The organism is Tissierella pigra, assembly GCF_018917845.1.
GTDB lineage: Bacteria > Bacillota > Clostridia > Tissierellales > Tissierellaceae > Tissierella > Tissierella pigra.
Genome location: NZ_JAHLPJ010000001.1, coordinates 2,908,331 through 2,934,948, shown reverse-complemented (window position 1 = coordinate 2,934,948; position 26,618 = coordinate 2,908,331). Strand labels below are relative to the sequence as shown.

General features: G+C 29.9%; 33 protein-coding genes and 1 riboswitch. Of the genes, 32 read left to right on the top strand and 1 reads right to left on the bottom strand.

The window, feature by feature from the left end; translation table 11 throughout:
* The first annotated feature begins 3 nt into the window (after window positions 1–3).
* From KQI41_RS14500 to KQI41_RS14375, 27 genes are all read left to right on the top strand, one after another.
* Entirely contained in the window at window positions 4–813 is an 810-nt protein-coding gene (locus KQI41_RS14500; RefSeq protein ID WP_154438776.1) for a GNAT family N-acetyltransferase, read from the top strand.
* Between the two features lie 121 nt (window positions 814–934).
* Entirely contained in the window at window positions 935–1,069 is a 135-nt protein-coding gene (locus tag KQI41_RS19180; protein ID WP_280634058.1) for a hypothetical protein, read from the top strand.
* On the top strand, window positions 1,066–1,251 hold the full coding sequence (locus tag KQI41_RS14495; protein WP_216585540.1) for a hypothetical protein: 186 nt from the start codon (window positions 1,066–1,068) through the stop codon (window positions 1,249–1,251). Before KQI41_RS19180 ends, KQI41_RS14495 begins: the two co-directional genes overlap by 4 nt.
* 170 nt (window positions 1,252–1,421) lie before the next feature.
* Entirely contained in the window at window positions 1,422–1,892 is a 471-nt protein-coding gene (locus tag KQI41_RS14490; protein ID WP_216585539.1) for a GNAT family N-acetyltransferase, read from the top strand.
* A gap of 92 nt (window positions 1,893–1,984) precedes the next feature.
* Complete coding sequence (locus KQI41_RS14485; protein ID WP_216585538.1) at window positions 1,985–3,007, top strand: CPBP family intramembrane glutamic endopeptidase; 1,023 nt, start codon at window positions 1,985–1,987, stop codon at window positions 3,005–3,007.
* A gap of 17 nt (window positions 3,008–3,024) precedes the next feature.
* Entirely contained in the window at window positions 3,025–3,294 is a 270-nt protein-coding gene (locus tag KQI41_RS14480) for a hypothetical protein (RefSeq protein WP_216585537.1), read from the top strand.
* Window positions 3,295–3,463: 169 nt separating this feature from the next.
* Window positions 3,464–4,177, top strand: coding sequence for a metallophosphoesterase (locus tag KQI41_RS14475; RefSeq protein ID WP_216585536.1), 714 nt, complete (start codon window positions 3,464–3,466; stop codon window positions 4,175–4,177).
* Between the two features lie 152 nt (window positions 4,178–4,329).
* A complete protein-coding gene (locus tag KQI41_RS14470; protein ID WP_216585978.1) occupies window positions 4,330–4,689 on the top strand; it encodes an iron chaperone in 360 nt (119 codons plus the stop codon).
* 32 nt (window positions 4,690–4,721) lie between these two features.
* Entirely contained in the window at window positions 4,722–5,495 is a 774-nt protein-coding gene (locus tag KQI41_RS14465; RefSeq protein WP_154438770.1) for a class I SAM-dependent DNA methyltransferase, read from the top strand.
* A 137-nt stretch (window positions 5,496–5,632) separates the two neighbouring features.
* Entirely contained in the window at window positions 5,633–6,262 is a 630-nt protein-coding gene (locus KQI41_RS14460) for a hypothetical protein (protein ID WP_216585535.1), read from the top strand.
* Window positions 6,263–6,326: 64 nt separating this feature from the next.
* A complete protein-coding gene (locus KQI41_RS14455; RefSeq protein ID WP_216585534.1) occupies window positions 6,327–6,614 on the top strand; it encodes a sodium ion-translocating decarboxylase subunit beta in 288 nt (95 codons plus the stop codon).
* A 72-nt stretch (window positions 6,615–6,686) separates the two neighbouring features.
* On the top strand, window positions 6,687–7,175 hold the full coding sequence (locus tag KQI41_RS14450) for an AAA family ATPase (protein ID WP_216585533.1): 489 nt from the start codon (window positions 6,687–6,689) through the stop codon (window positions 7,173–7,175).
* Complete coding sequence (locus KQI41_RS14445) at window positions 7,175–7,645, top strand: GNAT family N-acetyltransferase (protein WP_216585532.1); 471 nt, start codon at window positions 7,175–7,177, stop codon at window positions 7,643–7,645. Before KQI41_RS14450 ends, KQI41_RS14445 begins: the two co-directional genes overlap by 1 nt.
* Window positions 7,646–7,681: 36 nt before the next feature.
* Window positions 7,682–8,569 carry a GNAT family N-acetyltransferase gene (locus KQI41_RS14440; RefSeq protein WP_216585531.1) on the top strand — a complete coding sequence of 296 codons (888 nt, stop codon included), beginning with the start codon at window positions 7,682–7,684 and terminating at the stop codon, window positions 8,567–8,569.
* Window positions 8,570–8,783: 214 nt separating this feature from the next.
* Window positions 8,784–9,916 (top strand): IS3 family transposase gene (locus KQI41_RS14435; protein ID WP_216584700.1). Its coding sequence is split into 2 segments (ribosomal slippage): window positions 8,784–9,021 and window positions 9,021–9,916, totalling 1,134 coding nucleotides; the frame shifts between segments, so codons are not numbered across the junction.
* Between the two features lie 476 nt (window positions 9,917–10,392).
* Entirely contained in the window at window positions 10,393–11,136 is a 744-nt protein-coding gene (locus KQI41_RS14430) for an AIR synthase related protein (protein ID WP_216585530.1), read from the top strand.
* A 336-nt stretch (window positions 11,137–11,472) separates the two neighbouring features.
* Window positions 11,473–12,024, top strand: coding sequence for a GNAT family N-acetyltransferase (locus KQI41_RS14425; RefSeq protein ID WP_216585529.1), 552 nt, complete (start codon window positions 11,473–11,475; stop codon window positions 12,022–12,024).
* A 62-nt stretch (window positions 12,025–12,086) separates the two neighbouring features.
* Window positions 12,087–12,593, top strand: coding sequence for a D-glycero-alpha-D-manno-heptose-1,7-bisphosphate 7-phosphatase (locus KQI41_RS14420; protein ID WP_154438758.1), 507 nt, complete (start codon window positions 12,087–12,089; stop codon window positions 12,591–12,593).
* Between the two features lie 63 nt (window positions 12,594–12,656).
* Window positions 12,657–13,712 (top strand): alpha/beta fold hydrolase, encoded by a 1,056-nt coding sequence (locus tag KQI41_RS14415; RefSeq protein ID WP_154438757.1) that lies wholly within the window; start codon window positions 12,657–12,659, stop codon window positions 13,710–13,712.
* Window positions 13,713–13,739: 27 nt separating this feature from the next.
* Window positions 13,740–14,312, top strand: coding sequence for a GNAT family N-acetyltransferase (locus KQI41_RS14410; protein WP_154438756.1), 573 nt, complete (start codon window positions 13,740–13,742; stop codon window positions 14,310–14,312).
* A 15-nt stretch (window positions 14,313–14,327) separates the two neighbouring features.
* Window positions 14,328–14,696 (top strand): zinc-binding metallopeptidase family protein, encoded by a 369-nt coding sequence (locus KQI41_RS14405; RefSeq protein WP_154438755.1) that lies wholly within the window; start codon window positions 14,328–14,330, stop codon window positions 14,694–14,696.
* Window positions 14,683–14,871 carry a hypothetical protein gene (locus KQI41_RS14400; protein WP_154438754.1) on the top strand — a complete coding sequence of 63 codons (189 nt, stop codon included), beginning with the start codon at window positions 14,683–14,685 and terminating at the stop codon, window positions 14,869–14,871. The genes KQI41_RS14405 and KQI41_RS14400 overlap by 14 nt, the downstream gene beginning before the upstream one ends.
* Window positions 14,872–14,935: 64 nt before the next feature.
* Window positions 14,936–15,592, top strand: a complete 657-nt coding sequence (locus tag KQI41_RS14395) for a zinc dependent phospholipase C family protein (protein WP_216585528.1) — start codon at window positions 14,936–14,938, stop codon at window positions 15,590–15,592.
* 139 nt (window positions 15,593–15,731) lie between these two features.
* Window positions 15,732–16,625, top strand: a complete 894-nt coding sequence (locus KQI41_RS14390; protein ID WP_216585527.1) for a hypothetical protein — start codon at window positions 15,732–15,734, stop codon at window positions 16,623–16,625.
* Window positions 16,626–16,674: 49 nt separating this feature from the next.
* Window positions 16,675–17,052 carry a nuclear transport factor 2 family protein gene (locus KQI41_RS14385; protein ID WP_216585526.1) on the top strand — a complete coding sequence of 126 codons (378 nt, stop codon included), beginning with the start codon at window positions 16,675–16,677 and terminating at the stop codon, window positions 17,050–17,052.
* A gap of 35 nt (window positions 17,053–17,087) precedes the next feature.
* Entirely contained in the window at window positions 17,088–17,708 is a 621-nt protein-coding gene (locus KQI41_RS14380) for a cyclase family protein (RefSeq protein WP_216585525.1), read from the top strand.
* A 66-nt stretch (window positions 17,709–17,774) separates the two neighbouring features.
* Complete coding sequence (locus KQI41_RS14375; RefSeq protein WP_216585524.1) at window positions 17,775–17,993, top strand: hypothetical protein; 219 nt, start codon at window positions 17,775–17,777, stop codon at window positions 17,991–17,993.
* 145 nt (window positions 17,994–18,138) lie between these two features.
* On the opposite strand, the gene KQI41_RS14370 is transcribed toward KQI41_RS14375, so the two are convergent.
* Window positions 18,139–18,894: a class I SAM-dependent methyltransferase gene (locus tag KQI41_RS14370; protein ID WP_154438748.1), complete on the bottom strand. Its 756-nt coding sequence runs from the start codon at window positions 18,892–18,894 to the stop codon at window positions 18,139–18,141.
* Between the two features lie 620 nt (window positions 18,895–19,514).
* Between KQI41_RS14370 and KQI41_RS14365 the strand changes: the two genes are divergently transcribed.
* From KQI41_RS14365 to purF, 5 genes are all read left to right on the top strand, one after another.
* Window positions 19,515–19,856 carry an encapsulin-associated ferritin-like protein gene (locus tag KQI41_RS14365; protein WP_154438747.1) on the top strand — a complete coding sequence of 114 codons (342 nt, stop codon included), beginning with the start codon at window positions 19,515–19,517 and terminating at the stop codon, window positions 19,854–19,856.
* 11 nt (window positions 19,857–19,867) lie between these two features.
* Window positions 19,868–20,653 (top strand): family 1 encapsulin nanocompartment shell protein, encoded by a 786-nt coding sequence (locus KQI41_RS14360; RefSeq protein ID WP_154438746.1) that lies wholly within the window; start codon window positions 19,868–19,870, stop codon window positions 20,651–20,653.
* A gap of 56 nt (window positions 20,654–20,709) precedes the next feature.
* Window positions 20,710–20,811, top strand: a riboswitch (purine riboswitch).
* 141 nt (window positions 20,812–20,952) lie between these two features.
* The gene (locus tag KQI41_RS14355; protein WP_154438744.1) at window positions 20,953–24,615 is read left to right on the top strand and encodes a phosphoribosylformylglycinamidine synthase; all 3,663 of its coding nucleotides are present in this window, start codon (window positions 20,953–20,955) and stop codon (window positions 24,613–24,615) included.
* Between the two features lie 10 nt (window positions 24,616–24,625).
* Window positions 24,626–25,111, top strand: coding sequence for a 5-(carboxyamino)imidazole ribonucleotide mutase (gene purE / locus KQI41_RS14350; RefSeq protein WP_154438742.1), 486 nt, complete (start codon window positions 24,626–24,628; stop codon window positions 25,109–25,111).
* A gap of 166 nt (window positions 25,112–25,277) precedes the next feature.
* Window positions 25,278–26,615, top strand: a complete 1,338-nt coding sequence (gene purF, locus KQI41_RS14345) for an amidophosphoribosyltransferase (protein WP_154438740.1) — start codon at window positions 25,278–25,280, stop codon at window positions 26,613–26,615.
* Window positions 26,616–26,618: the final 3 nt, after the last annotated feature.

The window sequence follows — 26,618 nt, the reverse complement described above, 5'->3', positions numbered from 1 at the left end:
AAAATGAAAGATATACTTCAACGGGTAAAAGATTTTCAATATACTTCTTTGGAATATGCAGATATAAGTGATATATCTGATTCACAAGTATGTGTTAATAATAATCATGGTTTATTCCTTTATTCTAAGTCAGAAGGAAAAGCAACAATAGATTGGGGTACAAGCTCAAAGGAAGAATTTTTTCATGGACTAGAAGAAGCCATAGCTATAATTTCACTGGATAAAAGCATTAAGAAAATATATATAGAATTTATTCCAGAGGATTATGTTTCAGAAATGGAAAATAGGGGATTTATAATTGTCAGTGAATGGGTAGATTTTTGGAATAACGATTTAAATACAATAGGTGTAGAACAACCAAATTCATTGGTAATTAGAAGAATAAATGAAAATGAATATAAAGAAGCCTCAGAAATTACAAAATCATGTAAAGGTTATTCCCGAGGATTTAGAGGAGAGAGCCCTCAATGGATAAGGGAATGGAATGAATCCGAAAATTCATGTATATTTATAGCTGAGATGAATAAGAAAATTATAGGTATATGTTGTGTCAATTTATATGGTTTTGAAAGCGAAAAAGGTATAGTTTTATGGTTAAGGGAAATTGCTGTAAATCCTAATTATCATTCTCAAAAAGTGGGACTTAATTTAGCAGTACATGGAATTAATTGGGGAAAAGAAAATGGTGCAGTAAGAAGTTTTTTAGCATGTGATGCAGAAAACAAATATGCAATTAAACTATATGAAGGCTTAGGATATAAAAGAAAATTAAATCGTGGACAAATTAATATGGAAAAAATAATAGAGGTTTAATTTGTGTAAGTAAAGTAATAAGGTTAAATAGATATTAAAAAGAATTCCTAGCATTATCAATCATTAAGTAAAATTTACTTATATTGAGGGCAACATCTATTTTGAAGACTTAACCTAGATTATGAAAGATATTGGACTCCTAAGAGTAGATGTAATTATAGTAAATGAAAAGAATTATGACGCCTCATATTTTGGGAAAAAAGATTTAGCGGGATTCAAAGACTATGTATATGGAGCGTTTTGTGTTGGAAAATGACTACAATTATTTTAAGCATAAGAAAAATGCTCTATGATGATTATCCGATGTTGATAGAAACGGGGCAAGTTTTTGTTATAGACTATACAAAAACAGATGGCTCTGTAGAGAGATTGTACTATAGATCTGACGGGTATATTTGGAATGGTTTACCATCGACAGAAAATTTTACTATAGGGTAATAAGTTGTAGTTGTAGATAAAGACTTTTTTATAAGAAATTATTGAAAATGGTATTCTATGTATAGATATGATTAGATTAAGTATAGACTTCTAAATAGGAGACAAAATATTGATATAGGTAATTACTAAAGGTTTTAAAACTATAAATTGAATTTAGTGAGGTGGAAACTATGTTTCAGGATACAGGAGATTTAATGGATCAAGAAATATTTTTACAATTAAATAGAACTGTAGATGCTAATGCTGATAAGAGATATGTTCAAGCTTATATTTTTAGAATATGTCGTTGTTCAGATGGAATAGAAGTTGGAGAATGTGATTTGCGAGTAGGGCATAACATAAACACTAGATTTGGAGGAAATATTGGCTACACAATTCATGAACCATATAGGGGCAACCACTATGCAGGTAAAGCCTGTTTATTACTTTTTAAACTAGCAAGACGACATGGGCTTGATACTGTTATTATTACATGTGATCCAGATAATACAGCTTCAAGAAAAACCTGTGAATATTGTGGAGCTAATTTATTAGAAATAGTAGATGTACCTGATTGGCATCCCATGTATAAAGATGGCAGCAGGAAAACTTGTAGATATGAAGTAAAGTTAAAGGAGAGTATGAAGATAGAAGAGTTATAATCACTAGTAAATAGATTTCTGAAATAACAATTTAACTAGAATATCTCTAGAGCAACCAAAATTATATAAGTATATTAGAAAGGTGTGACAAATTGAAAAAGTATAGTATTTCAAATAAAAATCTTATTGTGTTCTTTGTTGTAACCTTTGGTTTGACCATTTTAATGGGATTTGCAATGTCCATGGCATATCCTTTATATTCTGTTGGTGCTTTTCCATTGATACAAATGTATTATCCAGCATTAGGTGCAGTAATAGCTTTATCTTTAAATAAAGAATTCCGTAAGGAAATACCTAAGAACTTCTTTAGTACATATATACTTTTAGTTATTGTTTCAATTTCCTATCTTTTGATTAAATTATTTATTTTTCATCAAGCTCCAGATGGAGGAGTAAATTTTGCTGTATTGATTGGCAGTATTGCTTTGTTTGCTGCATATAGTTCAGATGAAAAGGAAAAAATTGAGAGATTTGGATTAAAGTTTCAAAAAAACTTGAAAGAATCAGCTTATCATATTATTTTATTTGTTTTACTATATTTATTATGTTTGTTAATAGCTTTATTGATTGGAGGAGAAGTTGGTGAATTTGTAACACCGTTTAAAAGCTCAAGAACATGGATTAGATTATTGACTTTACCCCTTTCATTTTGTGCTAGTTACCCTATATTCTTTGGGGAAGAATATGGATGGAGATATTTTCTACAGCCTGCTCTTCAAGAACGTATAGGTAAACGCAAAGGAGTACTTCTGTTAGGATTAATATGGGGAATTTGGCATCTACCTATAAATATGTTTTACTATAGTCCAGAGACACCATTTTACTCTGTTTTAAGTCAATTGGTAGCTTGTATAAGTTATTCTGTTTTCTTTGGCTATGTATATATGAAAACTGAAAATATATGGACCTTATCGATTATTCACTTTTTAAACAATAATTTAGGTCATGTTCTCTACGATATAACAGGAACTAATATGGTAATTTCTTGGGAATCTATTTTATTTAACTTAGTGGTTTTCTCGGTAATTTATATTCCTTTTCTTTTAAGTAAGGTTTATAGAAATTCACCTAATGTAAATATAAATGCTGATGAATATAAAGAATTAGATATTTAAGGGAGTTGAATTTATTTATGAAACTAATTATTACAATAGCAGTTTCCACTATTATATTTGGTAGAATATTTACTTATTTAAGAAAAGTAAAGCCACAGTTATTTTTACTATTTGAAAAGATACCAAGAAAATGGAAAGAAAAATATATTTATAGATGGCTAGTATTATTGCCCATATTCTTATTAAGTTCTATAATTTTCACCTTATCAAATGCAGGTGATATAGTTGGAGGAACTATATTAGGATGTATCATTAGTTTGGCAGATATTGCATTTACTAAGTTGTAGATATATGGACAACGAAGGCATGATTGCTCCCTTATTCACTGAATAAAGGAATAAAAAATTATATATACTCAATGAGGTGATAAATATTTTCTACTATATAATGGGAATTATAATTATAGCTGCAATATCCATAATTATTTTAACCACTCACTTAGTTAAGGTGGAACATATGGAGATAAAGCAGAAGGTACCTTCAAATTTTAGATTTGTTCATATATCCGATATTCACAATAAAATAAGTTTTATTAACGGCATGATTAGTAGCATTATAAATTCTACTAATCCTAATTTTATAGTGGTTACAGGAGATTATTCAAATACTCAAAAAAACTTATCTAAGGTAATAAAAGAATTAGGAAATATAAAATATCCTGTATTTATGGTATTAGGGAATTATGAAAGAGAAGAGCAAAGAAATTATTTTATGAAAAGAAATATAGAATTGGATAAATTGGTTAATGAAGTTAGCAAATATGATAATCTAAAACTACTGATTAATGAAAATTCAATATTATATATGGGAGAGACAAAAGTATTAATATATGGATTTGATAATTCCATATATGGAAATGAAAAATATGATATTGAAACTGAGAAAATAAGCAATGATTATAAAATAGTATTAGCTCATTCACCAAATATAATCAATACAATAGAGTCCAAGGAAATAAGCTATAATCATATTCTAGTAGGTCATACACATGGGGGACAAATAAATATACCAATTTTTAAAACTTCATATGATGGCTTTCATATTGGCTATAAGAAAATCAGTAATGATCAATATTTTTCCATAAGTAGAGGCTTAGGAACTGTAAGAATACCCTTAAGAATCAGAAGTAATCCTGTTATAGATGTATATGATGTAATCTTAATAAGTTGAATTTAAAGAAGGATTTTTATAATTTGCATATTGGGTTAGAAATTTGTGCATGGGCTAAAGAAGTTAATTATGAATATTATTTAGAGGGAATAAAAGTGCTAAAAGGAACCGTGGACAAACTAATGAATAAATCATATAAGGGAGAGCTATAAATAGAAAATGATATAAAAATAAAAACTATTGATGAATATATTGAGATATGCCCCGAAGGAATTCAACCTAAGCTTAGGAAATTTAGACAGATTATTTTAGAGGCGTCATTAGAATTAACTGAGAAAATTAGTTGGGGTATGCCTACCTTTTATTTTAAAGGAAATGTAATCCATTTTGCATCACATAAAAAACATATTGGTCTATATTGCGGTGCAGAAGCAGTTCAAAATTTTGGAGATAAACTTCTAGGCTATAAGACTTCCAATGGTACTATTCAAATACCTAATGGCAGAGAGTTAGATGTGGATTTAATTCAAAATATTGTAAGGTTTAATATTGAGGGAAATAGAAATAAATAAAAAATATTATTTTATTAATAAGGAGATAAGCTATGGAGTTAGGAAATATTTATGAAAATACAGCTTGGTTATATGATTATGATAATAGAGATAATCTAACTGATGATATAGATTTTTATAAAGAATATGCGTCAAAATTAAGAGGAAAGGTACTAGAATTAGGCTGTGGAACTGGAAGAGTAGCCTTAAGATTAGCAGAAGCTGGATTTAAGATAACTGGATTGGATTTATCAGATACTATGCTTGAAATCTTTAGTGAAAAACTAAAAAATAGTACTTATAAAGATAATATTACTTTAGTAAAAGGGAATATGGCTAAGTTTGATTTAAGGAACAAATTTGAGTTAATCATTGCTCCATTTAGAGCATTTCAAGCATTAACTGAAGATGGAGATATAGTAAACTGTTTAAATTGTATTAGAGAACATTTATCAGATAAAGGTTTTTTTATATTAAATGTATTTAGACCTTATAAAGAATTAGATGAAACTTGGTGTTATGATGAAGTAGTACAATGGGAAGTTAATGATGACAGCAGAGGTCATAAAATAGTAAAGAAACATTGGGGTGATAAAATCGATACATCAAATCAAATTATTTATCCTCATTATGCCTTTGAAATCATAGATACTAATGGAAATATGAAAAGATTAGAAGAACATTTAAAATTAAAATATTATTACTACAATCAGATTGTTAAATATTTAAAAGACGCTGGGTTTGCCATAGTGGAAGAGTATGGCTGGTATGATAAAAGCAATATTGAAAATGGCAGGGAACTAATTTTTGTATGTAGAAATGTATAGAATATGAATTAAAGCTTAAAAAATTCCAGATAGACTGTTTACAGAAAAGGCTAGAGAAATTGCCAAAATTAGGCTGAAATATATGGAAGCATTTTTTGATGAAATAAGGAATCATGTTTTGTAATGGAGGTACTTTTATGGTAAAGAGATATGGTATAGTTTTAATGCTAATTTTAGCTGTTATAATATTTATTAGTATAGGATGCAATAGTGTAAACAGTCATAATAAGGTTGCTTATATTTCTGCTAATGATAATTCAGAATATGAAAATACATTTAAAGAGTTAAATCTTGGTTTCCTGTTGGATTATAATTTTAAACTACTTAATGCAGATAACTCTTGGGTTAGTATATGGCTTGAGGCATATAGTAATGGGAAACCTATAGAACCTTTCCATCTTATGGAGCTTTCATATGGATTAAGCCCAAAACAAGTTGAAGAAGGTCCTATAGGATTTGGTATCATAGATTCTAATAATAAAGAAAAGTTGCTTTTTCTTTATTCACCATATGGTAAAGTAGGACCCCATAGTATTGAAAGGGATCTATTTGTAGAATCTGGAATAAATATGTGGGATTATGCCATAGGAAGTGGAAAGATTGGTTTAGAATCTGGACAAGAATTAGTTTTAGGAGTATATCGTCAAGCAGAAGAATCTTTAAGAACTTATGATTATCAAAATTTAGATTCCATAAATCAAATGATAAATGAAGATACAACTGTGATTTTACTTAAAATTAGAGTAGATGAGAAAAGTGAATTATAGTATAAATAATTATGATATAGATTATGTGAAATACCACAAAAATAATGATAGAGGAGGACAAAAATTGAGAAAACAAGGATTGCAAAAAGTAGTGACTATAATTACTATAATATCCATTGTAATAACCATTATTAGTCTAGGTTTTAATTTGATACTACCTAAGTATTTAGCATATAAATTAAATGGTGAGCTAGGTACAGTGAGTTCAATAGGAATTATAGGTGGTGCAGATGGTCCGACTGCAGTTTATATAACAAGTCAATTATCACCATATATTTCTACTTATATATTTTTATTGGTTTCAATAGTTGGAATCTTGTATTTATTTTTTACTAGAAAAATGGTTAAATAAGTATAGATTAATTCATCATAATATACCATCAATAAAAATATATTGAAGAAAATGAGATGAAGGAAGTGTATTATGAAAAAACTAGTTATTATTAATGGAGTACCAGGAGCTGGAAAAACTACTGTTTGCAAGGAACTTTATAAATCAATATCAGACTCGGTATGGTTAGATGGTGATTGGTGTTGGATGATGAACCCTTTTGTGGTGAATGAAGAGAATAAGAGTATGGTTGAGGATAATATTAACTTTTTATTAAGAAGCTATCTGAATAATTCCTCCTATAAATATATTATTTTTAATTGGGTAATAGGCAACGAAAAGATATTTGAAACAATATTAAGTAAATTAGATGATATAGAATTCCAGCTTTATAAAATATCATTAATATCTTCTCCTAAAGTCCTTAAAGAAAGAATGCTAGAAGATGGAAGAACAGAAGAACAAATCAAAAATAGCATTAGCAGATTAAAATCTTATGAAGATATGGATACATTTAAAATAGATACAACAAATATGAGTGTAAAAAATGTAGTTAGTAAAATTTTGGAGATGATAAAATAATGGAAAATTTAGATATAGTTATTGAACCAATCACTAAAAGTAATTATCATATGTTTGATGATATGGTATATTGGAGGACAAAGGGAGCTGAAAGAACTGAGGAAGAAAAGAATAGGAATAAAGATGTAAATTTTGAGGAGGCATTTTCACAGCTTGAACATCAAGGATTTTATGTTTTTGGTGCACTTTATGAAGGGCGTTTTGTCGGGTGGATAATGTTAATATATATACCTAAAGTAGGTAAATGGAATAGAGGTATAATTTTCGTTGAAGAATTATGGACAGCCCCTAAGTTTAGAAGAAAGGGAATTGCTATTAGGCTTATGGAAAAAGCATATGAAATTCAAAAAGAAACTGGATCAACTAAAGTTAGACTTTATACGGATAATATTCCAGCACAGAAACTATATGAAAAATGTGGTCTTAAAGTAATAGGTGAGGCGGTATTTATGGAATCAAATAATAATTAACAATATGATAAACTTAAATAAGTGAGGGGATGTAGTATGCTAACGGTGAATTTTCATGATTTGAATACAATAGAAGATGACAAATTGAAATTTGCAGTTATTATGGCAAAGCACGAAGGAAAATGGATATTTGTAAGGCATAAAGAGAGATTGACTTGGGAAATTCCAGGGGGACATAGGGAAAAAGGTGAAGATATTTATCTTACTGCTTCAAGAGAATTAATGGAGGAAACAGGAGCAAAAGAATTTAGAATTATCCCAGTATGTGTATATTCAGTAACTAGAGATGAAACTAAATCTTTTGGACAATTATTTTATTCTGATGTGGAAAGTCTTGATGAATTACCAAACTCTGAAATAGGTGAAATTAGATTATTTAATACAATTCCCGAAAGGTTAACCTATCCTTTGATTCAGCCATATTTGTTTGAGAAAGTAGAGAAATTTCATCGACAATTAGCTATGGAAACCATAAGACCTGGAAATATCAGGGATAGAAGTAACATCGAAGAACTAATAAAAGTGATGATAGGTGATGAAAATCCTAATGAGATATCAAAATTAGTTGTAGATGATTTTTTTACGAATAGTTCATATCACGTATATGTAATTGAGATTTTAAATGTAGTAAAAGGTTTTGGAGTCATAAAATTTAATCCCTTTGAAGGGGGAAATGGTATTGCAGAGTTTGTATGGTTAGGAATTGATAAGGATAGTAAGAGAGCAGGTCTTGGAAGTAAGTTGGTTCAATATTTAGAACAGTATTCCAGAGAAAATGGTATAAGAAAAATCTATGTAAAAACCAGTGTAACAAATAAATCTGCTATTTGTTTTTGGATAATGCAAGACTATAAATTTGAGGCACGAATGCTGGACTTTAGCTTAAAGTCATACGATGATTATTATTTAGGTAAGGAGCTTTAAAAGAATTATAAAGTTATTTAAATATTACAACTATAATATCTAAGGGGGAAAAGGCATGAAGGAAATTGAATTATGGTACGATGAAAAATATGATGAATGGGACAGATTGGATCGACATAAAATTGGATAGTTTAATTAATTTGGTGTTAGTATAATATTGTAGACACGATTTTCCGAATACTATAAAATATAGAAAAGGAAGGAAGTGTCTAGAATGTCAAAAAGATATACAGATGAATATAAAAATACCATTGTAGAACTTTATAATTCCGGTAAAACACTTGCTGAGCTTAATAGTGAATATGGCCTACCAAGATCTACAATACTAACATGGGTAAATAAGGCAAAACCAATAGCAGTAGATGATAATAAAATAATTACTCAAGCTGATTATCAAGCCATGCTTAAGAAGATGGCTAGAATAGAAGAGGAAAATGAAATACTAAAAAAAGCCATGGCCATATTTGCAAAGAAGTAAGCTCAATATATAAGTTTATTACTGATAATAAAGATACTCATGATATAAAGCTAATGTGTAAAGTTTTAAATGTATCTAGAAGCTCATATTATAAGCATATTAATAAAAAAGAGAGCAAAAGAAACATTGAAAATAGATTTCTAGAAAAAGAAATTCTAAATATATATAAAGCTAGTAAATGTCGATATGGAGCTCCTAAAATATATGAAAAATTAAAGTCTAATAATATACCTATAAGCCTTAAAAGAACTCAAAGGCTTATGAATAAGCTAGGCATAAAATCAATAGTATGCAAGAAATTCAGACCATTTTCATCAAGAAGTAAAGTCGAGAGTAGAGAGAATATAATTAACAGGGACTTCACTACAACTGGCATTAATCAGAAATGGGTAACTGATATTACTTATATTCATACAATTAAAGATGGCTGGTGCTATCTTGCTTCTGTTATGGATCTTAACAGCAGGAAGATAGTTGGATACTCTATGTCTAAAAATATAGATACTACATTGGCTATAAAGGCTTTAGATAATGCCTATATACTTCAGAAACCCGCTGAAGGTCTAATTCTACATAGTGACTTAGGAAGTCAATATACAAGTTATGAATTTGGAGAATATGTTAAAAAGCATAAAATAACTCATTCCTTTAGTGGTAAAGGGAATCCCTATGACAATGCTTGCATAGAATCCTTTCATTCAGTATTGAAAAAAGAAGAAGTTAACTTAGTTAAATACTTTGACTTTGATGCCGCTAGACTTGCAATATTTGAATATATAGAGTCATGGTATAACAGTGAGAGAATACATAGCTCTTTGGGCTATATCACTCCTCAAGAGTGGGAAGATAAATCTAAAAATATTGCATAAAAATTGTTCGAGAAAATGTGTCTACTATATTGACATAGGTCCATGCTAATGTTGAGAATATTTTAGGCACAAAGGAAAAAGAAGTTAATATGCTAGAAGAAAGTGAATATAGAAAATGGCTGGAAATTGGCTATCAACTGAGTCAAGATGAAAGTCTTATGGGGACTGGTGAGCATTACTTATATATTGGAAGAAAATAAATTTATAATAAAAGTTTTTATTAAGAGAAAATAAATAGCAGTTGTATTTTAGATATTTTATTGATATAATTTCCCCACATGAGGACTTTTTTATAGGCATTTAACATGTCATAGAGAATTTGGAGTCCTCAGTTTTTATGTTTTTTATAACGAATAGGAAAGTTCTATTTTAATATTTCATATCAAGAACTTGACCTTAATGAGTCTCAAGAAAATCTACTCTAATGCTTTATTAGAATTTTTTTCAAAAATAATATGATTTAATAGGGTGATTAAATGAATATAAGCAAATATAGAGATTTAACATTGATAGATATAAATGAAGAACAATTGTTAATTATATCATGCGATTCAGCTGGAGGAATAGGAAATAAGAAAAATGATGTAGTTAAGACTACTCCTGAGGTTATAGGTTATTTTACAACACAAGTTGCTCTTATGGAGATACTTTCCTTTGGTGCTAAACCTATTACTGTAATAAATACTTTATCTGTAGAAATGAACGATACAGGTAAAAGAATAATAAAAGGTATTAAAGAGGCTTTAGAACCCTTGGATTTTCATAATATAAACTTAATAACAGGAAGTACAGAAGAAAACTTTCCAGTAACTGTTACAGGAATAGGCATAACTATAATAGGAATTATAAATAAGAAAGAGTGGAGAAAGCATTATACAGAACCTGGATTGATTGCTACTGTAGTAGGTTTACCTAAAGTGGGTAATGAAGTGCTAAATGATAGCAATACTATAATGAGTACTTCAAAATTATTAGAGTTAAAGAAAAAAAGATATATAAAGGAAATACTTCCTGTTGGTTCAAAGGGAATATTGTATGAACTAAATCAGATGTCTAAAACTAATAATATTAAATACTTTTTAGAAGATAACCTATCAATAGATATTTATAAATCTGGTGGTCCATCAACTTGTGTAATTGTATCTATGGAAGAAAGCAAGTATGGAGAATTAAAAAATGAAATTTCCATACCGGTGAATAGAATAGGAAGATTTATATAGCAGTATTCTTATATTTAACATATGTTATGATATAACTAAAATAATATAAAACTATTTTTATAATAAGTTATCCTTCGTAAATTTACGAAGGATAACTTATTATAAATCTTAATGATTGTTATACTAGATGGATTATAGCTTGGAGTTAATCTAATCTTATAATGCAGATAAAAGTTTAATATTATAAATATATTGATTTACACCATAAAAAAGAAGGAGTTTAATATTTTTTATAGAATAAGTATTATTATAAATATATTGCTCTAAATATTTCATTATAAAACTGATATTAATAGATTAAAGTAATAAAAAACAAAGTGTTAGAGGAGGATGTGGATGTCAAGCTTTGAAAAAGTAGAAACTGATAGATTAATATTGAGAGAATTCATAGAAATAGATATTCAGGAAGTCCATGAATACGGATCGGATCCAGATGTATCAGAATATGAACCATGGGGTCCGAATACATTGAAACAAACAGAAGAATTTGTGAAGAGATGTATAGAATATCAACATCAAAAAGATAGAGTAGATTTCGAATTAGCTGTAATAGAGAAAAATAGCAATAAATTAATAGGGGCTTGTGGACTTCATATTTCAGACAAGGAAGATAGAGAAGGATGGATTGGATATGCTATCAACAAACTATATTGGCGAAAAGGTTATGGAACAGAAATTGCAAAGAAATTATTATATATTGGGTTTAATGAGTTTAAGTTACACAGAATTTATGCAACTTGTGATCCTAATAATCTAGGTTCTGAAAAAATATTGCAAAAAATTGGGATGAAAAAAGAGGGATGTCTGCGAAAACATATGTGGTGTAAAGACCGTTGGAGAGATTCACTACTTTATGCTATTTTGGAAGAGGAATATAATCAAGGATAAGAAGATATCAATATACTGTTAATGACCATAATTCCAATATATAGAAAGCTAGGGGTGAGGCTTTGAAGGTAGGATTTTTAGATAGAGATGGAACAATTATAGAAGATTATGAGGATAAATTATGGAGTAGTATAACTGAACCTGTTTTTATAAATGGAGCAATAGATGCCCTTAAAGCTATAAGACAAAGGGGATATGAAATTATAATTATAACAAATCAATATTTAATAAATGAAAAAATTATTACCTTAGAACGATATAAAGAGATTACAGATAAGTTTATAAAGATATTATTGGATAATGGAGTTGAAATATTGGATATATTCTACTGTCCACATTCTAAAGAGGAAAACTGTAATTGCATGAAACCTAAAGATGGAATGATAAAAATGGCACTAGAGAAATATTCCAAAATAGATATGGAGAATTCTTTTATAGCTGGAGATTCTTTGTGTGATATTCAGCTTGGAGAGAGACTAGGGATAAAGGCATTTGGAATAGGATTAGATAAAGAAGAAGGAAGAACGATAAAAATAGATGCTCTAAAGGATATAGTCAGATATTTATAGACATACTTAATAAAAGTAAGAAGATACAAAAAATATTCTTAACTTAAATGGAGTGTTAAATTTATGAAACTATTAAGAAAAACAGTAATTGTAGTTTTAATAATATCTATATTAATCATACTATTTTTGCCAAACAGAACACCAAAGATAGAAGGGGAAAATAGTGTAGCAGTTATAGAAAAAGTTAAATTAGGTGGATTAGAGCAAGGGATTTTAATAAGAGGAAAGGATATTTCTAATCCAGTTTTACTCTTTTTACATGGGGGACCTGGGTATCCTCAAATATCATTTGCTCGTAAATATGAAAAAAAGCTAGAAGATAGTTTTATCGTTGTTAATTGGGACCAAAGAGGTTCTGGTATGTCTTACTCATCTAATATTCCAAAGGAGTCCATGAATAGAGATTGGTTTATAGAAGATACAAAAGAGCTTATTGATTACTTATGTGAAAAGTATCAAAAAGAAAAGATATATTTAGTAGGACATTCTTGGGGAACAGAACTTGGTTTGTATGTAATAGATAAATATCCAGAAAAAGTAGCTGCTTTTATAAGTGTTGGACAAGTTGTCCATGGAATAGAAAGTGAAGTGATTTCATATGACTATGTTCTAGAAATGGCTAATAGAAATAAGGACCAAAAAGCTTTAGATGATCTAATAAGAATTGGAAGACCACCTTATAAAAATACTGTTAGGGATACTGCAACGCAGAGAAAATGGTTATCTAAATATGGAGGAGTAGAGAGAAAAGTAAATACATTAAAAGATATTATATTAGGAAGCATATTTTCACCTGAATATACTGTAATAGATGGAATAAAATTTGCTTTAGGTAATAAATTTTCTGCTGATACAATGTGGGGTTACAATAAGGATTTAGATTTTATTAGAGGGATTCCAGAAATAGAAGTACCTATTTACTTCTGTGCAGGTAGATACGATTATAATACTCCATCTGTACTAATTGAAAAATACTATAATCAGATAATAGCACCTAAAAAAGAATTGATATGGTTTGAAGAATCAGCACATTTTCCTAATTTTGAGGAGTATGAAAAGTTTTATGAACTAGTTATCCGAATAAAAGAGGAGATAGAAAAAGGGGTTAAAAACATTTAAAATACTGGAAAAAGGAGTTAATCAATCATGGAAGATTTAAATATAAACAAGTATATATTCCAGTCCTCTAGGCTGGGATTTAGGATGTGGAAAGAATCAGATAGAGAATTACTTACTAAGATGAATGGTAGTAAGGAAGTAATGAGATGTTTTCCAAAAACCTTAGATTCTAAAGAAACTGATGATTTTCTCAATAGAGTACAAATTCATTTTGAGGAAAATGGATATGGGCTATGGGCAGTGGAATTGAAAGATACTAAGGAGTTTATAGGATTTATTGGACTCTTAAATGCGACTTTTGAGGCACATTTTACACCATGTGTTGAAATTGGGTGGAGACTGGATGATAAATATTGGAATAAGGGATATGCCACAGAAGGTGCTAAGGCTTGTTTAGAGTATGGCTTTAAAAATCTAAATTTAGACACTATTTATTCTTTTACAGCAGAAATAAATAAACCATCTGAAAATGTTATGAAGAAAATAGGTCTAAAGAAAGTTGGAGAATTTAAACATCCAAAAGTAGGGGATGGAAATCCATTGAAGCCTCACGTCCTATATAAAATAGATGGGAAAGAATTTTTAATGATAGCAAGGTAGGAAAGGAGAGGTAAAATGGTTAATGAAAAAATATTAGAAACCATAAATAGTAATAAGAATTTATCAGAAGTACTAGAATTAAATGATTACTTAGCGAGAAATCCTGAATTAGGCTCTAAAGAATATAATTCTTCAAGAAAAATAGTTGAAATTTTAAGTAAACATGGGTTTGAGGTGGAATATCCTTATGGAGGGTTGGAAACCAGCTTTAAAGCAAGTATTAAGGGAAAGACTAGTGATGGACCTAAAATCTGTATATTAGCAGAATATGATGCTTTACCGGATATAGGACATGGTTGTGGGCATTGCGCCAGTGGAAGTATTTCTGTTCTTGCAGGTTTGATATTAAAGGATTTGAAGGAAGAATTTAATGATATTAGTTAAGGAAGATATACCCTTACATACAAGAGAATTTGCAGATGAGATGTTAAAAGAGACAGGACATACTGCAATAGGAAAAGGTGGAAAGATTCTAGCAACCTTTATAATGAAAACTTTTTTAGACAAGAACTTACTAGAGGATATTAAGGAAGAACATAGGAAATATAGAAATAAATAATTGAAATTATTAAAAGGCAAATATATATTTAGCACCAAAAAACTTATATTAAAGGGGGAGGATTATGGCAACATGGGGAGCACATATTAGAATAGCAGAAGTCATACTTAATCAAGATAGTAGCTTAGATGAAGAATATTTTCTTGTAGGGAATGTAGGACCAGACTGTGGAGAACCTAATGAAGATTGGAGCGAGTTTTTTCCACTGAAGTCAGTTAGTCACTGGATTAGTGAAGAAAATTTTATTGAAGCAGAGAAGTTTTATGAGAAATATTTAAATAAGAAAATAGATGATAATAAACTATATTCTTTTTTGTTAGGCTACTATGTTCACTTATTAACGGATATTCAGTGGAGTAATATGATAAATGAGAAGAAAAAAACGGATAAGGAGTATAAGAAATTAGAAACTGATAAAAAGTTTATATGGACTATAAAAAAAGATTGGTATGATTTAGATCATCTATACTTTAGGAAAAATCCCAATAGTATATTCCATAGGATATTTAAAAACATAGAATCCTTTCCCGATTATCTAGATTACTATCCTAATGGTGCAATTGAAAGACAATTAAAGTATATTAGTGGATTTTATACTAAATATAATGGTAATCCAGAAAGGGAGTATATATATTTGACAGAAGAGGAAATGAATGATTTTGTAAATGAAAAGTCTAATTATATTATAGAATTGTTAAAGGAAAAAGAAAGTAGGAAATGATTTTATAAGCCTCTTACTGAATTTTAAGTCTTGGATCAGTAAGAGGCTATTTTTATGACATAAAAGATTATATAAAAAGAAGGGATTTAGCAAGTTTTGAAGAATAAGTATAGTATGTACTTTGTAAGGAGGAAGCGAAATGGAGAGATTTATGATAGGACAGTTTGGACGCTTTGATTATAATAAGCACACAAGAGATTTTAAACCTAGTTTTTTTGGAGTTGAAGCATGTTTATTAGAAGAGGAAGATATAAAGAAATTAATTGATAATGCCAATCGTGAGGAATTTAACATCGGAATACATTTTCCATTGAGAACTAAGGGATGGAGATTAAGAGACCCACAGTTTTTATCAAAAGATGATGATACTAGAGAAAGCTCATACAAATATATGGAGAATGAAATTAATTTTCTAAAAGAAGTTAAACCAAAATATATTCTATTACATTATCCAAAACCAGTATTATTAGATAAATCTGTGGATTGGACAAACTGGCGCTTTGCTAACGATACGGAGTATTATTTTGAGGATAGCTATTCATATGAGAACTTTTCAGCTAAGAGTGAAGAATTATTTAAATGGTTATCTGATATTAGTATTGAAAATGATTTTATACCAGTGTTAGAGTTAGATGCATTAAATAAATATATCTATACTACAGACTTACTTAAAACCTTATTGGATAAATATCCCCGAATTAAAATATGCTTAGACATAGGAAGATTACATTTACAAGACAAATTGGACAAAAACTTTAATTCATTTGAATTCGCTTCTAGGTTTGCAAAGTATGCAGAGGTTGTCCACTTATGGAATATTAAGGTTACTGATAATGTAGAATATAATCATTATCCAACACTTCCAGATTTAAGGCCTGAGGAGGGATGGGGAGACATTGAAAAATATATTGAGATTATAAAGAAAGAAAATAAATTTTGCAAGATTTTATTCGAGCATAGATCTGACTTAATATCAGATGAAGAACTAGAAAGCTGCTATAACTGGATAAGCAATATATTAAATGAAGAATAGGATTGGCTATTATATGGAGATTAAAATTGACTGAGGAGGAAATTATAGCATGAATGAACATATAGTTAAGAAATTTTGGAATCTAATGAGTGATGGAATGTTTGATGAAATAGGAGAATTAATGGAAGAAAACGCAGATGTATGGTTACCAAATACTAGAGAACTTTTTAGAGGTAGAGATAAATATATCAATTTTAATAAAAAATATCCAGGTTGCTGGATAATAACTTTAGATAAAATTTTCTCTAAGGACGACATAGTCGTTTCTGCCGTAAAGGTAGAAGCGGGGGATAAGTCAAGTAGTTTCTATGCCAATTCTTTCTTTACTATTAATAATGGGTTAATCAGTGAAATAGTAGAATACTGGGGAGATAATGGTGAGCCACCTCAATGGAGAGTTGAAGAATCATTATCAGAAAGATACTAATAATTCTAGGTTTTGCTAATTAGGGAGGAAATCATATGGAAAAATTAATAGATTTATCATATATCATTGAGGATAATATGCCTGTTTATCCAGGAGATAGTGTAACAAGTTTAAAACAGGTAAAAATTTTACAAGAAGATTTCTATAACAACTATAGGCTAGATATTAGTATGCACTCAGGTACACATATAGATTCACCTATGCATCTAACAGAAAGCAAGGAATACATATGTGAAATGCCATTAGAAACATTTATTGGCAAGGGATGTATAATCGATGTAAGAAGTCAACCTATTATAAGAGGAAAACCAGAATATAAGGAATCAATCAAAGAGAATAGCATTGTTTTACTTTATACAGGTTGGGATGAAGAATATGGAAAGAACTCCTATTATGATAATCATCCAATTGTAGATATTAGTCTTGGTAAGCTATTGATAGAGAAAAATATTAAGATGCTGGGAATAGATATGCCTTCTCCAGACAAATATCCTTTTGAAACACATAAACTGCTTTTTAAAAATAACATATGTATAATGGAGAACCTCAGAAATCTCGATAAATTACTTGGTGTTCCAAGCTTTGAAGTCATAGCTTTCCCATTAAAGATGAGGGCAGATAGTTCCATGGCGAGAGCTATTGCAAGAGTATTGTAAAGCAAATTTTGTTATAGATGATAAATATAGTAAAAACTAATCATATAATTCTAATTGGAGGAAATCATGAAAGGGATATTAAAAGTCATGGGGATAATTATTGGGCTAATTATTATATTTATAGGATTTAGCTATATTAATCATAAAATTCATTTATCTAAAGAAGATGAGTTATTCGTCCCAAATGGAGAGATGGTTTACTTAAATTGTTCCCATTATGTTCACGATATTGAATATAAAAAGATAGCAGATGAAACTAAAAAAAATATTGAGAATTTGGACTAAAATAAATTACTTAAAACTTATAATATATAGATTTAAAACTAATAACAACAGAATCAAAGAAAATAATTGATGAGTTTCTAGAGATATAGAAATGGATAATATTTTAACAGTAAAGGTTATATATTATCCATTTTCATATATCATTTTATTTACGATATGCTTCAAAAGTGATGACTTGATTATTATCTGTAGGATATATGCCAAATTTATAATCAGAGGAAATAGTAATATCGCTAAATCCAACTTTCTCCAAAATCAATCTAAATTCTTCTATTCCATACCACTTTAATGGAAAACGCTCTAATTCAGTTTGAATCAATTGATTATTATGCCATCTTTCATATCGGAAATGAGAAACTGTATATTGGTCAATAAAATTAGCTTCTACAAGGGACTCGTTTAAGGTGATTAAATCTCCATTAGGAGTCTCCCATGTTCTTGTTGAGGAATGTCCAATATTAAAATCTGATTGCATAAATATATCAACAATAATGCGTCCCCCTATGGAAAGATGTTCATAGAAGCATTTTAATCCATTAATAGCATCTATTGAATTTTCTAGTAATAGAAAAGAGCCTGTAGGAATAATAATTGCTTCATATTTATGAGGCAGAGAAAAAGATTGCATATTTTCTTTATATAGGTCAGCTTGAAGACCTCTTTCTTTACAATGAAGTTTACATAAATCCAACATCTCAGCAGAGGAATCTATACCATCTACAATAAATCCTTCCTCTAGCAGGGGAATTAAGATACGACCTGTTCCTACTGCTGGTTCAAGAATCCTTCCTTTGATTCCCTTAAGTCTTTCAGTGTAAAATTCCACATCTCCAAATGAATGGCCAATAGGTTTATCTATATTATATACCTCAGTAGAAAGCTTACTATAAAAACTAAACATATTATTTTACCTCCTTATGATTGTTATAAAGAAATGCCTTACCTCTATTTAACCATATGGCAGACATATCTTCTTTTTAGATGATATTCTTTAAACTAATGATACCATTTAACATAATTATTTTCTTATCCTATCTTGCTAATTTTAAAATTAGAGCAAGATATATTGTTAGAAGAAATAAAATTACTATCCAGCCAGTACACAAAATGAGATGAAAATAATATACCTCATAGATAATAAAATATGAATATCTTTAGGAAAATATAGATGATTGGCTGATTATTGAACTTTAAATCCTAAATCAGTAGGAGGTTATTTTCATGTCATAAAAGAAGAGATTTAAGAAACTTTATAGAAATAGGTATGGTATATATTTTTCAGAGAAGAAAATATAAAAAAATATCAAAAGAAACTAAAAGATTTATTGAAAATTTGAGTTAAAAGAAAAAGTATATAATTTTATGAGAATTGATTTTAAAATTAGGTACACAATATAACATAGAATATATCAGAAAACTAACAGATAAATATTTTAAAAGAAAGCATTAAATAAACTTGGTTTAATTAAATGGCATAGGGGTAAACTTAAAATGGGAAAATAAAATTATAGGAGGGGTACAATGTCACAGTATCATGAACCAGTAGAAAAGTTAGATGAAAAGACACTTAATATTACTAGAGCAATAACTAGTTTAAAGGAAGAAGTTGAAGCTGTAGATTGGTATAATCAGAGAGTTGATGCCTCAAAGGACCCAGAATTAAAGGCTATAATGGCACATAATAGAGACGAAGAAATTGAACATGCTTGTATGTTATTAGAATGGTTAAGAAGAAACATGGATAAATGGGATGAAGAATTAAGAACTTACTTATTTACAGATGGACCTATTGCACATTTAGAGGAACAAATTACAGGAAAATCAAATGGACAATCAAACTTAAACATTGGAGATTTAAAATAGGAGGAGATACTATGTTATACAGAGAGTTAGCCCCTATATCTAATGAAGCTTGGGAAGAAATAGATGAAAGGGCAAAGGAAGTTTTAAAATCATATTTGTCTGCTAGAAAGGTAGTAAAAGTAAATGGACCAATGGGATTGGATTACAATGTAGTTACTGAAGGAAGATTAGGGAATATAGAAAATAAGGGGGATGTACGATATAGTAATTATAAAGTGGTTCCTCTAACAGAAGCAAGAGTAGAATTTGAAATAGATAGATGGGAATTAGATAATATACAGCGTGGAGCAAAGGATATTGATTATTCTTCTTTAGAAAATGCCATGAAGGAAATTGCTTTATTTGAAGAAAATGCTATATATAATGGATTGAGCAATACTCCTATGGTGGGAATTGATAAAACTTCTGAATTATCACCAATATCATTTGGCAAAGATCCTACATCCATTATGGAGGCTATTACAAAGGGATTAATTAAGCTTAGAGAGTCTTATCAAAAAGGTTCATTTAGTTTAGTAGTAAATGAAGAAGCATATAAGCGAATTTTATCAAAGGAAACAGCATATCCCTTAGATGAAAGAATTGAAAAATTAATTGGTGGAAAGATTATATTTAGTCATGTAATCAATGGAGCATATCTATTACCATATGACCATGACGATTTAGAACTTACCATAGGCAGAGATTTTTCTATAGGATACCAATCTCATTGTAACGAGAAAGTAAGATTCTTTGCTACAGAGTCTTTTACTTTCAGAGTATTAGATTCTTCCATTATAGTTAAATATAGTCTATAAAGATTTTAAAAACAATACTTGACATATATATACCATACTGTTAATATGTAAGTGTAATAAATAACATAAGAGTTGCTCATATAGGTTCCATAATATGGTTGGAACGTTTCTACAAAATGACCGATAATCATTTGTCTATGAGTGAAAGTGTACCTAGGGTTCCGAAGATATTTCTTGCTGGACCGAGCGGTACAGATACTTGTCAAAAGTATTACACCGAAGGGATAAAAGCCCAGTCGGGTAGGTTTCGCTTTGCCTACCCGGCTGGGCTTAATTTGATTTTTTGAGGAGGGTTAAATTTGAAGTTTAACAGAATATTTATTGAAAAGAAAGAGGAGTTTAACACTGAAGGAAAGTTACTATTAAAAGAATTTAGAGATTATTTAGAAGTAGATAGTTTAACCACAGTTAAGGTAGTTAATGTATATGATTTAATTAATGTAACAGAAGAAGAAAAAGAAAAGATAGTTCAAGAAATCTTGTTCGAAGAAACTCTAGATAATAAATATGAAAATAGCCTTCCAATAAAAGACAATGAAAGATTATTTAGAGTGGAATTTTTAAAAGGACAATATAACCAAAGAGAAGATTCTACTAATCAGATTATAAGAATATTAACTAAAAATGAAGATATAATTGTGCAAAATTCTAAAATAATTATTTTAGAAAATGTAACAGATGAAGAATTAAATAAAATAAAAAAATATTATATAAACCCAATAGAAATGAAAGAAATTGGTTTAGATAGTTTTTCTTTTGAAAAGGAAGAAGAGAATCTTAAAGATATTGAAATCATATCAGATTTTATGGAAATGACAGATGAAGATATTCAAGGATTTAAGTCTAAATATGGCATAGGTATGGATATAGATGACTTAAAATTCTGTAAAGATTATTTTAAAAATATTGAAAAAAGAAATCCTACTATAACAGAATTAAAATTAATAGACACTTACTGGTCTGATCATTGTAGACATACTACATTTATGACTGAAATTACAGAAATATCCATGGGTGATGGACAGTATAAAGAAGTATTTCAAAAAGCACTAGATGAATATATAAAATCCAGAGAGTTTGTTTACGAAAATAGAGAAAGAGCCATTTCTCTAATGGATTTAGCCACTATTAATATGAAGGAAACCAAGAAAAAAGGTTTACTAGATGATAAAGAAGAAACTGATGAAGTCAACGCTTGTAGTGTAGAAATAGATGTAGATATTGATGGTACAAATGAAAAATGGCTACTGATGTTTAAAAATGAAACCCATAATCATCCTACAGAAATGGAGCCATTTGGGGGTGCTTCAACTTGTTTAGGTGGTGCCATAAGAGACCCATTATCTGGACGTGCCTATGTATATCAAGCCATGAGGATTACAGGTTCTGGTGATCCAAGACAAAAATATGAAGATACTTTATCAGGTAAATTACCACAAAGAAAAATTACCAAAACTGCCAAGGCAGGATATAGCTCTTATGGTTATGAAATAGGTGGTGCTACGGGTTACGTAAGAGAAATATATGATGCTGGATATATGGCAAAGAGAATGGAACTAGGTGCATTAGTAGCAGCAGCTCCAAAGAAAGCTGTATATAGGGGAGAATCAGAGCCAGGAGATTTAATAATATTAGTAGGTGGAAAAACTGGAAGAGATGGTTTAGGTGGAGCAGTTGGTTCATCTAAGGAACATACAGAGGAGTCTTTACACACATCAGGAGCAGAAGTACAAAAGGGAAATCCAGCAGTAGAAAGAAAAATTGTTCGTTTATTTAGAAATGAAGAAGTGTCAAAGATGATTAAGAAATGCAATGACTTTGGTGCTGGTGGAGTATCTGTAGCCATAGGAGAATTAGCAGATGGACTATTAATTGAACTAGATAAAGTACCTCTAAAGTATCCAGGATTAGATGGTACAGAAATCGCATTATCTGAATCACAGGAAAGAATGGCAGTAGTTATTTCACCTAAGGATTTAGAAAGATTTATGTCCTTTGTTAAGGAAGAGGATGTAGAAGGAACTGTTGTAGCCACAGTAACAGAAGAAAAAGTCCTTAAAATGATTTGGAGAAACAAGACCATTGTAAATATAAAAAGAGATTTCTTAGATACAAACGGAATAAGAAAGAAAAATAAAGTAAATATAGAGCTTCCTAAAAATGAATCATATTTGGAAGAAATTCCATCCTATGTAAAGGAAGATATAAAGGAAGCATTTATAGAAAATCTAAAAGATTTAAATATATGCAGTCAAAAAGGATTAGTAGAGGGATTTGATCATACTGTAGGAGCAGGAACAGTTCTAATGCCTTTAGGAGGTAAATATAACCTTACACCAGCAGAAGGAATGGTTGCTAAAATTCCAGTATTAGAAGGAAATACTAATACCTGTTCCTTAATGACATACGGTTATGACCCAAAACTTTCAAAATGGAGTCCATTCCATGGTGGATATTATGCAGTAATCGAATCTATTGCAAAAATAGTAGCCATGGGTGGAGATTATAAAAAAGTAAGATTAACTTTCCAAGAATACTTTGAAAGATTAGGAGATAATCCAACTAAATGGGGTAAGCCATTTTCTGCATTACTTGGTGCATTTATGGTACAAAAAGAATTGGATACTCCAAGTATTGGTGGAAAAGACAGTATGAGTGGAACTTTTGAAGATATCAATGTGCCTCCTACTTTAGTTAGTTTTGCAGTAACTACTGATAAAGTAGAAAATATTATTTCCAAAGAATTCAAAAATACCAACTCAACCATAGCCTTACTAAAATTAGATATGGATAAAGATGGATTAGTGGATTTAAAACAATTAAAATCCAACTATGAAATGATTAAGAAAATGATAGATAAAAAGGAAATAATTTCAGCATCTACAGTTAAATTCGGTGGTATAGGAAGAGCAATTGCTGAAATGAGTATGGGAAATAAAATAGGATTTAAGTTTAATGAAATAGACAAAGAGTTATTATTTAAACCATTATATGGTTCAATAATAGTGGAGTTAGAAAAAGGAGTTACTATTCCAAATGCTATTATCTTAGGTGAAACCATAGAGGAAAATTATATTGAGATAAATAAAGAAATAATAGATTTAGATTTCCTAATTGATTCCTTTGAAAAGCCGTTGGAAGAAGTATTCCCTGTATATAAAGAAGATACAGTAGAGAATAAAGAATATGCAAAAGGAACTATAATCAAGTCTAAAGCGTCCATAGTGAAACCAAGGGTTTTAGTACCTATATTTACTGGTTCTCATGGAGAATATACAATGGCTAAGTCTTTTGAAAATGCAGGAGGCATAGTAGATACATTTATATTTAAGACTTTGACTTTAAAAGATGTGGAAACCTCATATAAAGAATTAGCAGAAAAAATAAAAGAGTATCAAATAATAGGTTTACCAGATGGCTCTATATTAGGTGATGAACCTGAAACTGGTGGAAAATTAATAAAGTTAATATTAGATAATCCATATATAAAAGAAGAAATAGATAATCACCTATATAAAAGAGATGGACTTATATTAGGTATAGGTGCTGGATTCTTAGGTTTGATTAAGTCAGGGCTTATTAGTGAAAACGCATATTTAGCCCATAATAATAGTGGGGAATTTATATCAAGATTAGTAAATGTAAAGGTGAAATCCAATTTATCTCCATGGTTTAATGAAATGAAAGTAGGAGATAAATACACAGTTCCAGTGGCTACAAAGGAAGGAAAAGTAATAGTAAGGAACTTAGAAGAACTAATTGAAAATGGTCAAATATCCACTGAATTCATAGATAATAACCCAACTGGTTCAATGTTTAGTATAGAATCTTTAACTAGTTGTGATGGAAGAGTTTTAGGAACTATTTCAGCAATAGATAGAGTAGAAGAAGGATTATATAAAAATATAGAAACTTTAGGACAACATAAGATATTTGAGTCAGGTGTAAAATATTTTAGATAGGAGTGTTAATATGAAGGTTAGTATATTAATGGGAAGCATATCAGATAAAGGAATATCAGAAAAGGTTACTAAAATATTTGATAAATTTGGCGTAGAATATGAAACTAGGGTAATATCAGCCCATAGAACTCCATATAAAGCAGTAGAATTTGCTGAAAATGCTGAGGCAAATGGAACAGAAGTGATTATTGCCATAGCAGGAAAGGCAGCACATTTAGCAGGAGTATTAGCAGGAGTAACTCCTCTGCCAGTAATAGGAATTCCAGCAAAATCTTCAACTATGGACGGACTTGACTCACTTCTTTCAGTGGTACAAATGCCAAAGGGTGTACCAGTGGCAACTGTTGCCATAGATGGGGGAGAGAATGGAGGACTTTTAGCAGTTCAAATGCTCTCTATTAAATATCCTGAACTAAGGGAAAAGTTTAAGGAATATAAGAAAGAAATGGAAAAAGAAGTAGAAAAAATTGATTATGACCTAACCCAACAAGCGTAGCGAGTTGTAGGTAGGTCAAACGCAATGAGCACCAAATTCATGCGACCGTTAGGAAGCAAATGAATTTGAGTTGCGAAACTGTGGGAAATGACCTAACACAGCGAAAGCAGTGAGTAAATAGATTTGTGTTTCGAGACTGTAAACAAAATAGGAAGAAGGTGCAGCTTTGAGTGGAGTTGTGGGAATTTACAGTAAGGAAAGAAATAATGTATCAAATATAATATATTATGGACTATATGCCTTACAGCATAGAGGTCAAGTAAGCACTGGAATTGCAGTAAATAACAATGGATTTGTAGACTACTTCAAAGACTTAGGGTTAGTTCATGAAGTCTTTCCAAAGGAAACTATGGAGAGACTTCGAGGAAATATTGGTATAGGTCATATAAGATATGCAACTACTGGAGATACAACGACAGTTAATGCACAGCCTTTAGTTGTAGGATATAGAAAAGGAGCTTTGGCCTTAGCTCATGATGGTGCAGTAGTAAATTTTGAAAAACTAAGAGATGGACTTGAGGATCAAGGTGCTATATTTCAATCGGAACTAGATACAGAGGTAATAGCAAATCTAATCGCCAGATACCATAAAGATAATATAGAAGATGCCATAATAAAAGCATTGGACGATATAAATGGAACCTATGGATTAGTCATAATGACAACAGATAAGCTAATAGGAGCAAGGGACCAATATGGAGTTAAGTCCCTTTCCATAGGGAAATTAGGAGAAGATTATATTTTAGCTTCAGAAACCTGTGCCTTTGACACCATAGGAGCAGAATTCATAAGAGATGTAGAGCCAGGTGAGATAGTTGTTATAGATGAAAATGGATTAGAATCCATTAGAAGAAAATCCTATGATAAAAAGTTATGTTTATTTGAAATAATATATTTTGCAAGACCAGATAGTAAACTTGATAATAAAAGTATTTACTTATCAAGAATAGAAGCAGGAAAACAATTAGTAGTAGAATCACCAGTAGATGGAGACATAGTAATAGGAGCACCAGACTCAGGAACCATACCTGCCATAGGATATGCAGAAGGTTCTAAAATTCCTTATGCTGAGGGTTTAATAAAAAATAGATATGTAGGTAGAACTTTTATACAACCAACTCAGGAACTAAGAGAGCAGGGAGTTAGAATCAAATTAAATGTTTTAAAGGAAAATGTAGAAGGTAAAAGAGTAATCTTAGTAGACGATTCCATAGTTAGGGGAACTACAATAAAAAGAACTATTGAAATGATAAAAAATGCAGGAGCAAAGGAAATTCATGTAAGAATATCTTCACCTCCAGTATTACACCCTTGCTATCTAGGTATGGATACTCCAACTAGAGAGAACTTAATAGCAGCTCAAATGTCTAAAGAGGAAATACGAAAATTAATAGGAGCAGATTCCCTAGAGTATTTATCTTTAGAAGGATTACTAAAGGCAGCAGGTGGCTGTGAATTCTGTACTGGGTGTTTAGATGGAAATTACCCAATCCATAAAGAATAACTA

Excerpts from the sequence above, each read along its gene's own strand:
- KQI41_RS14500 (WP_154438776.1), top strand. The coding sequence starts at position 4 with ATGAAAGATATACTTCAACGGGTAAAAGATTTTCAATATACTTCTTTG.
- KQI41_RS19180 (WP_280634058.1), top strand. The coding sequence starts at position 935 with ATGAAAGATATTGGACTCCTAAGAGTAGATGTAATTATAGTAAATGAA.
- KQI41_RS14495 (WP_216585540.1), top strand. The coding sequence starts at position 1,066 with ATGACTACAATTATTTTAAGCATAAGAAAAATGCTCTATGATGATTAT.
- KQI41_RS14490 (WP_216585539.1), top strand. The coding sequence starts at position 1,422 with ATGTTTCAGGATACAGGAGATTTAATGGATCAAGAAATATTTTTACAA.
- KQI41_RS14480 (WP_216585537.1), top strand. The coding sequence starts at position 3,025 with ATGAAACTAATTATTACAATAGCAGTTTCCACTATTATATTTGGTAGA.
- KQI41_RS14475 (WP_216585536.1), top strand. The coding sequence starts at position 3,464 with ATGGAGATAAAGCAGAAGGTACCTTCAAATTTTAGATTTGTTCATATA.
- KQI41_RS14465 (WP_154438770.1), top strand. The coding sequence starts at position 4,722 with ATGGAGTTAGGAAATATTTATGAAAATACAGCTTGGTTATATGATTAT.
- KQI41_RS14460 (WP_216585535.1), top strand. The coding sequence starts at position 5,633 with ATGGTAAAGAGATATGGTATAGTTTTAATGCTAATTTTAGCTGTTATA.
- KQI41_RS14450 (WP_216585533.1), top strand. The coding sequence starts at position 6,687 with ATGAAAAAACTAGTTATTATTAATGGAGTACCAGGAGCTGGAAAAACT.
- KQI41_RS14445 (WP_216585532.1), top strand. The coding sequence starts at position 7,175 with ATGGAAAATTTAGATATAGTTATTGAACCAATCACTAAAAGTAATTAT.
- KQI41_RS14440 (WP_216585531.1), top strand. The coding sequence starts at position 7,682 with ATGCTAACGGTGAATTTTCATGATTTGAATACAATAGAAGATGACAAA.
- KQI41_RS14430 (WP_216585530.1), top strand. The coding sequence starts at position 10,393 with ATGAATATAAGCAAATATAGAGATTTAACATTGATAGATATAAATGAA.
- KQI41_RS14425 (WP_216585529.1), top strand. The coding sequence starts at position 11,473 with ATGTCAAGCTTTGAAAAAGTAGAAACTGATAGATTAATATTGAGAGAA.
- KQI41_RS14415 (WP_154438757.1), top strand. The coding sequence starts at position 12,657 with ATGAAACTATTAAGAAAAACAGTAATTGTAGTTTTAATAATATCTATA.
- KQI41_RS14410 (WP_154438756.1), top strand. The coding sequence starts at position 13,740 with ATGGAAGATTTAAATATAAACAAGTATATATTCCAGTCCTCTAGGCTG.
- KQI41_RS14405 (WP_154438755.1), top strand. The coding sequence starts at position 14,328 with ATGGTTAATGAAAAAATATTAGAAACCATAAATAGTAATAAGAATTTA.
- KQI41_RS14400 (WP_154438754.1), top strand. The coding sequence starts at position 14,683 with ATGATATTAGTTAAGGAAGATATACCCTTACATACAAGAGAATTTGCA.
- KQI41_RS14395 (WP_216585528.1), top strand. The coding sequence starts at position 14,936 with ATGGCAACATGGGGAGCACATATTAGAATAGCAGAAGTCATACTTAAT.
- KQI41_RS14390 (WP_216585527.1), top strand. The coding sequence starts at position 15,732 with ATGGAGAGATTTATGATAGGACAGTTTGGACGCTTTGATTATAATAAG.
- KQI41_RS14385 (WP_216585526.1), top strand. The coding sequence starts at position 16,675 with ATGAATGAACATATAGTTAAGAAATTTTGGAATCTAATGAGTGATGGA.
- KQI41_RS14380 (WP_216585525.1), top strand. The coding sequence starts at position 17,088 with ATGGAAAAATTAATAGATTTATCATATATCATTGAGGATAATATGCCT.
- KQI41_RS14375 (WP_216585524.1), top strand. The coding sequence starts at position 17,775 with ATGAAAGGGATATTAAAAGTCATGGGGATAATTATTGGGCTAATTATT.
- KQI41_RS14370 (WP_154438748.1), bottom strand. The coding sequence starts at position 18,894 with ATGTTTAGTTTTTATAGTAAGCTTTCTACTGAGGTATATAATATAGAT.
- KQI41_RS14365 (WP_154438747.1), top strand. The coding sequence starts at position 19,515 with ATGTCACAGTATCATGAACCAGTAGAAAAGTTAGATGAAAAGACACTT.
- KQI41_RS14360 (WP_154438746.1), top strand. The coding sequence starts at position 19,868 with ATGTTATACAGAGAGTTAGCCCCTATATCTAATGAAGCTTGGGAAGAA.
- purE (WP_154438742.1), top strand. The coding sequence starts at position 24,626 with ATGAAGGTTAGTATATTAATGGGAAGCATATCAGATAAAGGAATATCA.